This window comes from Hyphomicrobiales bacterium, assembly GCA_016710435.1.
In the GTDB taxonomy this organism is placed as follows: Bacteria; Pseudomonadota; Alphaproteobacteria; order Rhizobiales; family Aestuariivirgaceae; genus Aestuariivirga.
The window spans coordinates 513166-525634 of the sequence record JADJVV010000001.1; the positions used below are offsets into that span (position 1 = coordinate 513166).

At 62.5% G+C, this 12469-nt stretch carries 13 protein-coding genes; 3 read left to right on the forward strand and 10 right to left on the reverse strand.

What is annotated here, in order from left to right; all coding sequences use genetic code 11:
• Positions 1 to 22: 22 nt before the first annotated feature.
• The 5 genes from IPM06_02540 to IPM06_02560 are packed head-to-tail and all read right to left on the reverse strand — an operon-like array spanning position 23 to position 5033.
• Positions 23 to 727, reverse strand: coding sequence for an acylneuraminate cytidylyltransferase family protein (locus IPM06_02540; GenBank protein ID MBK8769290.1), 705 nt, complete (start codon positions 725 to 727; stop codon positions 23 to 25).
• Positions 724 to 1791, reverse strand: coding sequence for a nucleotidyltransferase family protein (locus IPM06_02545; GenBank protein MBK8769291.1), 1068 nt, complete (start codon positions 1789 to 1791; stop codon positions 724 to 726). The genes IPM06_02540 and IPM06_02545 overlap by 4 nt, the downstream gene beginning before the upstream one ends.
• Complete coding sequence (neuB, locus tag IPM06_02550) at positions 1788 to 2864, reverse strand: N-acetylneuraminate synthase (protein ID MBK8769292.1); 1077 nt, start codon at positions 2862 to 2864, stop codon at positions 1788 to 1790. Before neuB ends, IPM06_02545 begins: the two co-directional genes overlap by 4 nt.
• Positions 2861 to 4042: a UDP-N-acetylglucosamine 2-epimerase (hydrolyzing) gene (neuC, locus tag IPM06_02555; protein MBK8769293.1), complete on the reverse strand. Its 1182-nt coding sequence runs from the start codon at positions 4040 to 4042 to the stop codon at positions 2861 to 2863. The genes neuB and neuC overlap by 4 nt, the downstream gene beginning before the upstream one ends.
• The gene (locus tag IPM06_02560) at positions 4023 to 5033 is read right to left on the reverse strand and encodes an SDR family NAD(P)-dependent oxidoreductase (protein ID MBK8769294.1); all 1011 of its coding nucleotides are present in this window, start codon (positions 5031 to 5033) and stop codon (positions 4023 to 4025) included. The genes neuC and IPM06_02560 overlap by 20 nt, the downstream gene beginning before the upstream one ends.
• 161 nt (positions 5034 to 5194) lie before the next feature.
• Between IPM06_02560 and IPM06_02565 the strand changes: the two genes are divergently transcribed.
• Positions 5195 to 6106 carry a Kdo hydroxylase family protein gene (locus IPM06_02565; protein ID MBK8769295.1) on the forward strand — a complete coding sequence of 304 codons (912 nt, stop codon included), beginning with the start codon at positions 5195 to 5197 and terminating at the stop codon, positions 6104 to 6106.
• 2 nt (positions 6107 to 6108) lie between these two features.
• On the opposite strand, the gene IPM06_02570 is transcribed toward IPM06_02565, so the two are convergent.
• Both IPM06_02570 and IPM06_02575 read right to left on the reverse strand, forming a co-directional pair.
• Positions 6109 to 7482 (reverse strand): MBOAT family protein, encoded by a 1374-nt coding sequence (locus IPM06_02570; GenBank protein ID MBK8769296.1) that lies wholly within the window; start codon positions 7480 to 7482, stop codon positions 6109 to 6111.
• 3 nt (positions 7483 to 7485) lie between these two features.
• Positions 7486 to 8448: a hypothetical protein gene (locus IPM06_02575; protein MBK8769297.1), complete on the reverse strand. Its 963-nt coding sequence runs from the start codon at positions 8446 to 8448 to the stop codon at positions 7486 to 7488.
• Between the two features lie 281 nt (positions 8449 to 8729).
• On the opposite strand from IPM06_02575, the gene IPM06_02580 reads away from it, so the two are divergent.
• Positions 8730 to 9620, forward strand: coding sequence for a sulfotransferase (locus IPM06_02580; protein ID MBK8769298.1), 891 nt, complete (start codon positions 8730 to 8732; stop codon positions 9618 to 9620).
• Between the two features lie 21 nt (positions 9621 to 9641).
• Here the strand turns inward: IPM06_02580 and IPM06_02585 are convergent, their stop codons facing one another.
• Genes IPM06_02585 through IPM06_02595 form a run of 3 tightly spaced genes read right to left on the reverse strand, consistent with a single transcriptional unit; the run spans position 9642 to position 12086 of the window.
• Entirely contained in the window at positions 9642 to 11474 is a 1833-nt protein-coding gene (locus IPM06_02585) for a carbamoyltransferase (GenBank protein ID MBK8769299.1), read from the reverse strand.
• 12 nt (positions 11475 to 11486) lie between these two features.
• Positions 11487 to 11636 carry a hypothetical protein gene (locus IPM06_02590; protein ID MBK8769300.1) on the reverse strand — a complete coding sequence of 50 codons (150 nt, stop codon included), beginning with the start codon at positions 11634 to 11636 and terminating at the stop codon, positions 11487 to 11489.
• A 9-nt stretch (positions 11637 to 11645) separates the two neighbouring features.
• Positions 11646 to 12086, reverse strand: coding sequence for a hypothetical protein (locus IPM06_02595; protein MBK8769301.1), 441 nt, complete (start codon positions 12084 to 12086; stop codon positions 11646 to 11648).
• 146 nt (positions 12087 to 12232) lie between these two features.
• On the opposite strand from IPM06_02595, the gene infA reads away from it, so the two are divergent.
• A complete protein-coding gene (infA, locus tag IPM06_02600; GenBank protein ID MBK8769302.1) occupies positions 12233 to 12454 on the forward strand; it encodes a translation initiation factor IF-1 in 222 nt (73 codons plus the stop codon).
• Positions 12455 to 12469: the final 15 nt, after the last annotated feature.

Below are 12469 nucleotides of genomic sequence, written 5' to 3' on the forward strand. Positions count from 1 at the left end.
TCTCAACAATTGCGGTTTGATTTTACACGTTTGGTTTTCGCGCCGCGAGGAGAAACTCCACGAACTTGAAATCGAGTTCGCTGTCGATGTCGATGGAGCGGTCTTCGGGCATTTCGTGGAGGCGGGTGTCGGGGTAGAGGACGCGGGGGTCGCTGAGGAAGGGCTCGCGGCGCCAGACGTAGATGGAGCCGTTCATGTCCCAGCACTTCGGGCTGTCCTGGCGGCGCACCACGGCGGTGGGGAGTGTCTTCGAGAGGCGCACGAAGCCCTCCTCGTTCTTCTCCACCAGCGTGAAATAGGGCGAACGCCGCGAAGGTGCGCCGGTGATGACGTTGCTCGCCCCCGACTTCTCGAACAATGCCACGGCGGCGCGAATGTCCTCGGGCAGACGGAGCGGCGAGGTGACATCGAGATCGACGAAGGCCTCATACTGCCGCCCCAGTTGCTTCTCCGCTTCCATGAAGCAGTGCCGGATGGCGGGCGGCTTGGCGGCAAGGTCTGTCGCCATCTCGGGCGGGCGCGCAATCAGGATGTCGGCGCCATGGGCCTTCGCGGTGCCGAGGATCTCGGCGCTGTCCGAGCTGAAGGCCACGGCATCGAACAGCCCGCTCGCCTTGGCCTGACGGATGGTGTGGGCCAGCAGCGGCAACCCGTGCAACAGCCGTACATTCTTGCCCGGCACGCCCTTGGATCCGCCACGCGCGCCAATGGTGCAGATCAGCCTCATGTGGCGAACCAGCGCTGGAATTCCGCCCGCGCCTGCTCCAGGTCGTCAAAGCGGCCGATGTCGAGCCAATATTCGTGGAGCGGGAAACTCGCAACCTTGCCGCCACCCGCCAGTGCCGCGTCGATGAGTTGCGGCATGTCGAAATAGGTGGACGCCGGGATGTGCTTGAGGAGGCCCGGATCGAGGATATAGATTCCGGCATTGACGAAGAACGAACGCCTCGGCTTCTCCACCAGCGCCGTCACCTGATGCCCATCCAGTTCAACCACGCCATAGGGAATCTGCACGGAATAATCGCGCACGCACATGGTGGCCTGCGCCTGGTGCTCGGCGTGGTAGGCGAGGAGGTTGCGGAAATCGACCTGGGTGAGGAGATCGCCGTTCATCACGAGGAAGGGCCGCTCCGGCTGTTCGGGAAGCAGGCTGAGCGCGCCCGCTGTTCCAAGGCGCTCGCTCTCCTCGATGTAGCGGATGTCGGCGCCGAAGCGGCTGCCGTCGCCGAAATGTTTGCGGAACACCTCCGCCATGTAGTTGAGCGAGAGGTAGATGCGCGAAAAGCCCTGCGTGACCAGGGCACGGATGATGGTCTCCAGCAGCGGCTGGCCGCCCACGGGCAGCATGGGCTTGGGCGTCGTCTCGGTGAGCGGATGAAGGCGCGTGCCCCGCCCGCCCGCCATGATCACCACCCAGGGCGCATCGCCATGACCCTCCGTCGCGCTGTCGCCTTCCATGAGGTGCAGCCCGGTGATGCGGCCCGACTCGTCGAGCACGGGCACCTGCCGCACGGCGGAGCGGCGCATCTGCGCCAGCGCATCTTCGCGCGAGGCCGGCGCGCGCAGCGTCACCGGTTTCGTGTTCATGATCCCGGCGACAGGCGACTGCAGCGTTTCGCCCTTGAGCAGGCCGCGGCGCACGTCGCCGTCGGTGATGACGCCACGCAGCACGTCATCGCTGCCTGCCACAAGCACAGCCTGGATGTTGCCAGCGTCAATCGCCTTGATCGCATCAAGGATGCTGGACTGCGGGTCGACGATGACCTTGCGCAAGGTTGCGAGCGGAATCATGGTTCGAGTGGTTCTCCGGCGGAGGTCGCGCGGGGTGCGCGGCTGCCGACCACGTCCCAGTAGGCCATGGGCGATAACCCTGCACCGGCGCGCAGGATGGTGATGTCATCGGCGCTGATCACCTGCCCCTGAGCAATGTCGCGCGCCGCCACGATGACCTTGCGGGCCACCGTCTTGTTGGCGGCCTCGGAGGGACGCGCAATCTTGACGCCATCGCCACAGGCCAGTTCCACCGCGCGGATGCCTTCCACCATGGCCTTCAGTGCGGCGGGTTCGACCGACGCCTTGTGGTCTGGTCCCGGCAGGTTGCGATCGAGGGTGAAATGCTTCTCGATCACCGTGGCACCGCGTGCCGCGGCGGCAATGGCCACCACGATGCCTTCCGAATGATCGCTGAAGCCCACGGCAAGGCCAAAGCGCTGCCGCAATGTGTCCATCGCCGCGAGGTTGATGTCTGCGAGCGGCGTCGGATATTCGGTGGTGCAATGCAGAAGCGTCACCTTTTCCTTCAGGGCCACCTGCCCCGCGGACGAGGTGAACGCAGACTGAAAAGCCTTGCGCGATGGTGCGCCCGAGCCAGTGTAACCAAAGGCCAGCACCGCGAGCGCGTCCTCCACCTCGGCAAGGTCGCCCATGCCGGTGGACACGATCAGCTTGCGTCCTGTCTGCGCGGCTTGCAGCAGCAGCGGCCCGTTGGTCAATTCACCGGAGCCGAGCTTGATCGTGGCGAGATGGAAGCGCTGCGCCAGGAGATCGAGACTGCCGGGATCGAATGGCGTGGAGAGGAACGTGATGGACCGTGCCTCACAGCGCGCAATGAGCACTTCATGATCTTCATCGCTGAGTTCCAGCGCCCGGAGCATGTCGAGTTGGGTAGGATCGCCCGGTGCGTTGCGCTGCTGGTAGGCCGCCTTGGCGGCGCGGGCACTGGCCAGCTTGTCGGCCTTGAAGGTCTGGAATTTCACCATGTCCGCGCCAGCCTCCGCGGCAGCGTCCACCAGCTCCAGGGCACGGGCGCGGGAGCCGTTGTGATTGACGCCCGCCTCGGCAATGATCGTGACATGGCGGTTCACGGTTCTTCACCAACCTCGTGGAATGTCTTGTGCAGCAGCAGCGCCGGATCACCCAGCGTCTTCAGCACCTCCACGATACGCCGGGAGGCGTGGCCATCGCCATAGGGATTGCGGGTGGAAACACGGCCGCGCCCAAGTGCCGCGACGATGGCCGCGCGAATGACGTCCGGTTCCGCGGCACAATCGGTCACCGACGAAGCCCTCAGTCTGCCCTGCTGACGGATGCCGACATTGACAGTGGGAATGCCAAGGCTCGGCGCTTCGTAGAGGCCGCTGGAGGAATTGCCCACCATGCAGTCACAATGGGCGAGCGCATTCACGAACAGCGCATTGCCGAGCGAGGGCACAAGGACGGTGCCGGGACGTGTGGCCGCGAGGTCTTCCAGAAGGCGCGTGATGCCGTGCCGTCCCGTATCGGCATTCGTGCCGGAAATGATCAGTCCCACATCATCGCCCAAAGCGGCAAGCGCCGTGACAAGCGCCCGGGCCTCTGCCGCAGGGTCTGCGGCCAACGTCACGGGATGCATGGTGACGAGAAGCATGCGCTTGCGGGGCTGCAAGTTCAGCCGGGCGAAGAACGCATCGCGCGGCATGATGGGCGTGGCGAGCAGCAGATCGAGTCCGGTGCTGCCCACCATGTGAACCCGCTCCGGCGCCTCGCCCATCTGGCGAAGCCGCCGGGCTGCATCGCTGTTGGTCGGAAAGTGCAGGTGCGAGAGTTTGCTCACCGCATGGCGGATCACATCATCCACCGCACCTTCGGAAATGTCCCCTCCGCAGAGATGGACAATGGGCACGCGCGCCAGCATGGCGGCGGACGCGCAGGCAAGCGTCTCGTAGCGATCGCCCAGCAACAGCATGAGATGCGGCTTGCGCGCGGTGAGGACCTTGCCCAACCCCGAGGCGATGTGCGCCAGAGCCGCCGTGGTCTCTTCCGCACTGTCGCCGGCAAGATGCGGGTCGATGATATCGTCCACCGCAAAGCCCGCGCTGCGGATGTTGTCGATGGTCCGGCCCGAGCGCTCTTCCAGGTGTTGCCCCGTCACGGCGAGAAGAACGTCAAAGGCGGGATCTGCCTTCAGGGCTTCGATTGGCTTGACCAGATAGCCCCAGTCGGCGCGGCTGCCGCTGACCGCAAGGAGGCGAAGGCGTGGCGCGTCAGATGTTGTAGCGGTCATTGTCGTATCGCGCGAGGTTGGCCGGGTCCTGGAACCACGCAGCCGTGATTTCAATGCCCCGGCGGAAGCCGTCCAGTCCGCCATGGGCCGGTGTCCAGCCGAAAGCCTGCACCGCCTTGTCCGTTCCTGCAAACAGGCGCTCAACCTCGCTTGCCGTGGGGCGAAGGCGCTGCGGGTCCTGATGGAACGTGATCGATTGCCCCATGACGTCGGCAATCAGGCGTGCCGTTTCAAGGATGGAGATTTCGAACCCGCTGCCGATGTTGGTGACGCCGCCGACGATGTGGTCGCAGGCCGCCGCTTGCAGGAAGCCCTGCGCGGTGTCCTTCACGAAGGTGAAGTCCCGCGTTGGATGCAGTGCGCCAAGTGCGATCTCGCGCTTGCCCGCCGCGATCTGGCCAATGATGGTGGGAATGACGGCGCGCGCCGATTGCCGGGGCCCATAGGTGTTGAAGGGCCGCAGCACCGTGACGGGCGTGCCGAACGACGCATGATAGGACAGCGCAATCGCATCCGCCCCGATCTTCGAGGCGGAGTAAGGCGACTGCGGTTGCAAGGGATGATCCTCGCCGATGGGCACGTGCAGCGCCGTGCCATAGACTTCCGATGTCGAGGTGACGACGACACGCGCCACATCAAGGTCGCGCGCTGCCTGCACCACATTCAGGGTGCCCTTGATGTTGGTGTCCACATAGGTGTCGGGCGAATGATAGGAATAGGGAATGGCGATGAGGGCGGCGAGATGCAGCACGACGCTGCAGCCCTTCATGGCAGCCCGCACGCCATGCGGATCGCGGATGTCTCCTGCGAACACGTCAAGATTCTTGCGCAGCGATGCCGGCAGTGTGTCGAGCCAGCCGCGGCTGCCGAAGGAATTATAGAGCACGAAGCAGCGCACGTCGCAGCCCGCAGCGAGCAGTGTCTCCACCAGATGGGAGCCGATGAAGCCGTCTACGCCTGTCACCAGGATTTTGTGTCTTGAAATGTCCATGATCCTGCGCTTCCTCTAGACGGCGGCGTTCAATGGGTCAACCTCGCCGCGTAACCATGCTTTGCCGGACGCCATGATTGTTCTTTTGAATTCAATCGGATAATGGCAATCCCTGAAGCAATGGTTCATCCTTCATCCGGCCATTTGGGAAGCGACAGGCAATGTCCAGGATCATCGAAATTCCATCGGCCCGCTTCAGCAGTCCCGCATGGACGGCACAAGAGCAGGCATCGGCGGTCGAGCAACTCGAAGGGAGCAACGTGCTGTTCATCCCCGGACTGTCCGTGCCCTTGCACGAGGACGAGCGCATTCTCTTTTCACAAGATGCCGCCCTGACCGATGGTGTGCAGAAGAACATTACCCTGGACCCCTACCTGAAGAAGACCTCCGGCGTTGCAAAAGACTCGCCCTACAGGTCCGCAGCGGAGGCACTGATGACCCGTTACCGTGCGCAGGCCGAAGCGTGGCTGGTGCGCCTGCTGGGCGACGTGGGCGGCAAATACCAGGCGCAGCGCACCACCTTCCGCCCCGTTGAAATCCGCAACCGTAAGGCGCTCGGCAAGGTGGGTGACAGCAAGCAGTTCCGCTTCGACGATACGTTGCTCCACGCCGACGCCTTCAAGCGCCGTCCCATGGTCAAGCGCCGCATCCTCCGCGTCTTCAACAACATCAACCCCTTTGGCGAGACTCGCCAATGGAAGGTGGGCGGTGACTTCGCTGACTACGCCAAACGCTACATCGGGAAAATCCGCCAGCCGCTGCCGGGGGAATTCGCAGCCCTCAACCTGATGCACCTCACCCACTGGAAGCGCTCGCACTACGATCACATCATGCTGCACCTGCACGACCTGGGGAAACTTGACCGTGACTTCCAGGACAACAGCCCGCAGACCCTGTTCGAGTTCCCGCCCAATTCCGTCTGGCTGTGCTTCACCGACAGCGTGCTCCATGCCGCTTTGGCCGGACGCTATGCGCTCGAACAGACCTTCGAGATCACCATCGACGATATGGCGCATCCCGAGAAGTCACCGCAGCGGATTCTGGAATCGCTGACGGGCCGACAGCTCTGCTGAAGTCAGAAATCGAAATAAATGAATTTCGCCGAGCTGCCTTGGCTCACCGCGATGGCGAGCATCCAGCACAGGGCAATCACACCCCATTGCAAGACCTTGTTGCCGTGCACGCTGAGCCAGCGCAGACGGGCATGGCGGTCAAACGCGTGGGTGGCGAGGAACACGGCTGTGAGCAGGATGGGGAACGCCAGCTTGCCGAGCGTAGCCGCTGCATCCGCGAAGCCTGCGGTGAACGGCCCCGTCAGTACCCGGATCGCCGTGGCAAGGTCGGGCGCTCGGAAGAACACCCACGCCAACGTGACGAAGTGGAATGTCAGCAGGACACCAAGCCAGCGCGGCAACCGCATGCGGCGGGACAGCAGATGTGACAGGCTCAATCCCGCGCCATGCAGTGCACCCCAGATCACGAAGGTCCAGTTGGCGCCATGCCAGAGCCCGCCGAGCACCATGGTGACGAACAGGTTGATGACCTGCCGGGCCTTGCCCCGCCGGTTCCCGCCCAGCGGAATGTAGAGATAATCACGAAGCCAGAAGGACAGCGTGATGTGCCACCGCCGCCAGAATTGAGTGAGCGAGGCCGCCCCGTAGGGACGCAGGAAGTTGGTGGGGAGGCGAATGCGGAGCAGATAGGCCAGCCCGATCGCCATGTCTGTATAGCCGGAGAAATCGCAGTAGATCTGCACCGAGAAGCCGTAGATGGCGACGAGGTAGTGCCAGGCCGTGAGACCCGCCGCGTTGGCATAGACGGGCTCGACCGCTGCGGAGATCTGGTCGGCGAAGACGAGCTTCTTGACGAGACCCATCGTGAACAGGCTGATGCCGAGCAGGAGCCGCGCATCCAGCGCGCGGCGCTCTTGCTTGAGCTGCGGCATGAGTTCATTGGGACGCAAGATGGGGCCAGCGATGAGATGCGGGAAGAAGAGAACATAGCCCAGCATCAGCGCGAGGCTTTTCTCCCGCGCATAGCGGCGGCGGTAGACATCCACGACATAGGCCGTGACCGTGAAGGTAATGAAGGAAATGCCGAGCGGCAGGGCCCAGCGGTAGTCAGCAGCGGCCACGCCCGCCTGCAGCACATCGGCCAGCACGAAATGCGTATACTTCACGATCACGAGGGGTGCGAAAATCACAACCAGCACAAGCCACAGGCGCCGCAGCCGCCCTGCCGCATCTGTTTCGAGGTCGAGCCACTGGGCGCCAAAATGCGCAGCGAGGCTCAGCCCCACCGGCACCCACATGTATTCAGGCCGCCACGATGCATAGAAGGCCGCACCACCCAGGATCACCAGCCAGAGGCGAAACCGCGGCGGAACGATGAGGTGCAGCACCCCGTAGACCGCAAAGAAGAGAAAGAAGCGCGGTTCGCTGAACAGCATGGCTCAGGGCGACGACAATACGGGGAACAGGGCGTCCGCCATCAGCTTGTGCCCCAGCGCGTTGGGGTGCGGATCGCCCGGCATGGCCCAGACTTCACTGGGCTTCAGCGAGCCGAAGGCCGGCAGCAGGTCCACGAAGCGGTACCCCATTCCCTCGGCCACGGTCTTCATGCGGGAGTGAATGTCCGTGAACGGATAATTTTCGAGATTGTGCACATCAGGCACCATGGCGAGCGTGAGACGGATGTTGTTGGCCTTGGCATAGTCCGCCAGTGCCTTGAGCGAGGCCTCCATGGTCTTGTAGCCCTCTGACTGTGGATCGTAGACAGCCTTGTAATGCTCCTCGATGGACGCCTCGCCGCTGGGCCCGACCAAGCGGTTCATGGCGATCCACAAAGTGACGGCGAGCTCGCTGTTGCGCAGGAAGAAATTGCCCCCGCCAGCTTCCAGCCTTTCCGCATCGCGGAGGAAATAGTGGACGACGATATCGGTGGGCTTCAGGCCTTCCAGGTCATTGAAGAAATGCTTGACGTAGCGCTCGGCATTGTAGTTGCCGATACCCGCATTGAGGACCTGCACGGGCTCACCCTTCTCCGCAAACTTGCGCTCAAGGAGGGCCGTCATCGTGTCTTCTTCCTTCACGCCCCAGCCCAGCGTGATGGAGGCGCCAAGCACGAGGATCCGGCGGCCGCCTGCAGGCATGTCCGCCACCGGCCCGCCCCGCAAGCCCCACTCGTTGGTGCGGATGACCACCGACTGCAACAGCGCCTCGCTGTCCTTGATATGCTCATGTCCGAGCGACGGGTCCGCACTCGGAGTCTTCAACTCCTTCGCATAGCGCCACATCTCGATGTCGTAGTTCTGCATCGACATGTTCTTGACGCGCAGCACAACTTCACCCGCCACTAGCCCCACGACGAGGCAAATGGCGAGGATGATGACGGAAAACAGAGTGTTTTTGGACAAGACAGAAACCCGGGTAAAAGAGAAACCGCACCGCTGATAGTGGCGCGCGCGGAGATTGTCGAGGAGCATCGTCCCCGCCTCCTCGGCCGCAAAACCTACGGATATCTTTCGAGCCAGGAACAGGCAAATACGAATACCGGCATTGTGAACAGGGTAAAGCTACTTTAGGTAGCTAACGCTTTGATTCACCACGGATGATGCGTTGCCAAGGCGCGAATCAGCCGTATTGATGGCGTGTTGTCGCATGCTCTTCTTGAGGCCCGTCATTGCATAAGCCAGTTATGATCTTGGGAGGGCCGAATACCGGCACGAGCAGTCTGGTGGGTATGTTGAACGCCCACCCCTCATTTCTCATCCTTTATGAAACCGACCTGAACGAGTTGAGCCTGGGCAAATATGCGCGGCGCTTGCTGACGGCAATGCCGGACCTGAGGCACATCATGCGCGAACATGGGCGCAGTGACGAAGCCTATCGCAAGCTGCTGAAGCATGCTGGCAAGCAGGGTTTTGACTTCACGATCGCCGGTGACAAGCTGCCCTTGTTCAACGCCGCCGCCCTCAACAGGTTCAAGACATTCAAGTTGCTCTATATGTACCGGAAGCCGGCTGAGTGGCTGGCGAAGGCGGCCAAATCATTGCACGGTGAAGCTGATGTTCGCCCCCTTCTCGTCGAGTATTTCGGCGGCCTCTTGCTGGCGAAATCTGCGTCGGATTGCATGATCGTTCATTTCGACGATTTCCTTGGCGACAATGCCAATGTCGTGAAGCGCGTGTTTTCGTTTTGTGGATTTGATACGCCACCGCAGGCGTTGCGCTGGTGGGAAACAGTCGGCCACTATTCCGATCCTTACCGCTCATCGCAGAAATGGTGGATGGCGCACGGCAGTTCGCTGGTGGAGCCGCGCCGCAATGATACGCGCATCAATCGTCTCGGCCATCCCGCATGGGCGGTGGTGGAAATGGCTTTTGCGCAGGCGGAAAGCATTGAACAGGGCAGCCTGGATCAAGCCGCGCGAATTGGCATGCTGGAAACCTTCACGGCGGCACTGGGCACCCAACCCATTCCACTGGCCAGCCTGATGACGTTCCAGACGCGGCGCGTTGCGATGAAGAAGCGCACCTTGCGCGGCATGCTCAACAGCCTTCTGGTGCGCCGTGACAGCGCTGCCTGATCAGCCGCATCCCGGGAAACCCTAGTCGAGTTCGAACGCCGTCTCGTAGCTGAGCTTCAGCGCGACATCCTGTTGCTCCTTGCGCAGCAGGCAATTGCCGACGACGAGAACCTCGATTTCCGTGCCCATGAAACAGCGGAACGCGTCCTCAGGTGAACACACCAGGGGCTCGCCCCGCACGTTGAAACTGGTGTTGACGACAACGGGGCAGCCCGTCTTTGCGCCGAAGGCCGAAATGAGCGCGTGATAGAGTGGATTTGTATCCTTGTGCACCGTCTGCACGCGGGCCGAATAGTCCACATGGGTCACGGCGGGAATGTCGGAGCGCGGAACGTTGAGTTTATCGATGCCGAAGAGCGCTTCTTCCGCAGCCGACATGGCGCGGCGCTTGCCCTCCACCACATCGGCCACCAGCAGCATGTAGGGACTGTCGGTGTCCATTTCGAACCACTCCGCCACGTTCTCGCGCAACACGGAGGGTGCGAAGGGGCGGAATGACTCACGGTATTTCACCTTCAGGTTCAGCACCGATTGCATCTTGGGCGAACGCGGGTCGCCGAGGATGGAGCGGTTGCCCAAGGCGCGCGGACCGAACTCCATGCGGCCCTGGAACCATCCCACAGCTTTGCCATCCGCAAGGGCCGCCGCGGTTTCGCTCACGACCTTGCCGTCGTCCAGGACCTCGAAGCGCGCGCCAGCGGCCTTCAGGCGGGCCTCGATGTCGGGCTGGTCATAGGCCGGACCGAGATAGGCCCCGGCCATGCCGTCGCCCATTGCCGCGACCTTCCGTGCCACACCACCGATTCCGTGGCAGACGGAGAGCGCCGCACCCAACGCACCGCCTGCATCGCCAGAGGCGGGCTGGATCCAGATGCGGTCGAAGGCACCGTCCCGCAACACCTTGCCATTGGCCACGCAGTTGAGGGCGACGCCACCGGCGAGGCAAAGGTTGCGGGCGCCGGTGTCTTTGGCGATCGCGCGCGTCATCTTCAGCACGACCTCTTCGAGCACGTGTTGGACCGATGCCGTGAGATCCATCTCCCGCTGGGTGAGAAGTTGCTCCGCCTTGCGCGGCGGGCCCCCAAACAACTGGTCAAACTTCGCGTTGGTCATGGTGAGACCGGTCGCGTAATCGAAGTAGTCCATGTTCAGCCGGTAGGAACCGTCGTCCTTCACGTCGATCAGGTTGTCGAGGATCGTCTGGGCGAAGCGCGGCGTGCCATAAGGCGCCAATCCCATGATCTTGTATTCGCCCGAGTTGACCTTGAAGCCGGTGTAGTAGGTGAAGGCGGAATAGAGGAGGCCCAGCGAGTGGGGGAAGTGGATCTCCTTGTGGATGTCCAGCGTCTCGCCCTGCCCCATTGCCAGCGACGTGGTGGCCCATTCGCCCACGCCGTCCATCGTCAGCACTGCGGCATTTTCAAACGGCGACGGATAGAAGGCGCTGGCCGCATGGCTCAGGTGATGTTCGGTGAACATCAGCTTCTCGCCATCGAAGGCCGGTGCGATCTTCTTGAACTCCTTCTGCAGGAGGCTCTTCTGGAACAGCTTCTCGCGCAACCACACCGGCATGGCCATGCGGAAGGAGGTGAAGCCCCGGGGCGCGAAGGCGAGATAGGTTTCGAGCAGGCGCTCGAACTTCAGGAACGGCTTGTCGTAGAAGGCAACGTAATCGACGTCCTCAAGTTTCAGGCCGCCGGCCTGCAGGCAATACGCGATGGCCTGCGTGGGGAAACCGGGATCGTGCTTCTTGCGGGTGAAGCGCTCTTCCTGCGCCGCCGCCACAATGCGCCCATCCACCACCAGAGCCGCAGCACTGTCGTGATAGAACGCCGATACGCCAAGGACTCGCAAGACCGATGTGCCTCAGAAAATCGTGTAGATGAAGGGCGCCACGGCGCTGCCCTTGGCCAGGATCAGCAGACCGCCGAACACCACGAGCATGACCAGAAGCGGCAGGAGCCAGACCTTCTTGCGTTCACGGGCAAAGGCCCAGAGTTCTTTCAGGAAAGACATGGAAACTCCTCAGAATTGCCGCCGCACCGATTCGGGCGGGGGCCCCGGTGGCTTGCGTTCGATCCAATAGCTCTTGGCGTTGGGCTCGTAGTCCATGTTCAGCAGTTTCTTTCCTGCCAGCCGCATGACAAGCGCCATGGGCGTGACCGCGACGAAGAACATGGCGCCGAGCACGATGGGATTGATGATGGCATGCAGCAGCAGCCCGAACTTGAACCAGAGCTTGTTCAGCGGGCGCAGGACCATGGGCGCGCCATAGCCAAGCGCCAGAAAGACAGCAGATACAACCAGCGCCCAGGGACGCCACGCCCCTCCATGCACCAGCGGCAGGAGTGCGACCAGCGCGAAGACCCCGGCGAAGACGTGGGCGAAGCTGCGCTCGGTCGGCAGCTTCACATCGTCCTTGGCGGCAGGGCCCAGTCGCTCATGCGTGGCGGGGGAGGATTTCATGGGCTGCCTGTTAGCGCCTCCGGACCCCTCCTGCAACCGCAGCGAACCGCCTCGCCCGCACTTGAAAATTGCTGGCGAAAGGTCCATTGCTGCCCCGCCTGCAACCGCGCCTGCGCCGGAAGAGGCTGCCAACCCAAGGAGATTGAATGGCAAAGGAAGAACTGCTCGAATTTGAGGGCACTGTTTCGGAACTGCTGCCCAACGCGACGTTCCGCGTGAAACTGGACCACAATTCCCACGAAATCATCGCCCACACCTCCGGCAAGATGCGCAAGAACCGCATCCGCGTGCTGGCAGGAGACCGGGTCATGGTCGAGATGACGCCCTATGACCTGACCAAGGGCCGCATCAACTACCGCTTCAAGTAAAGGGAACCGGGCGCA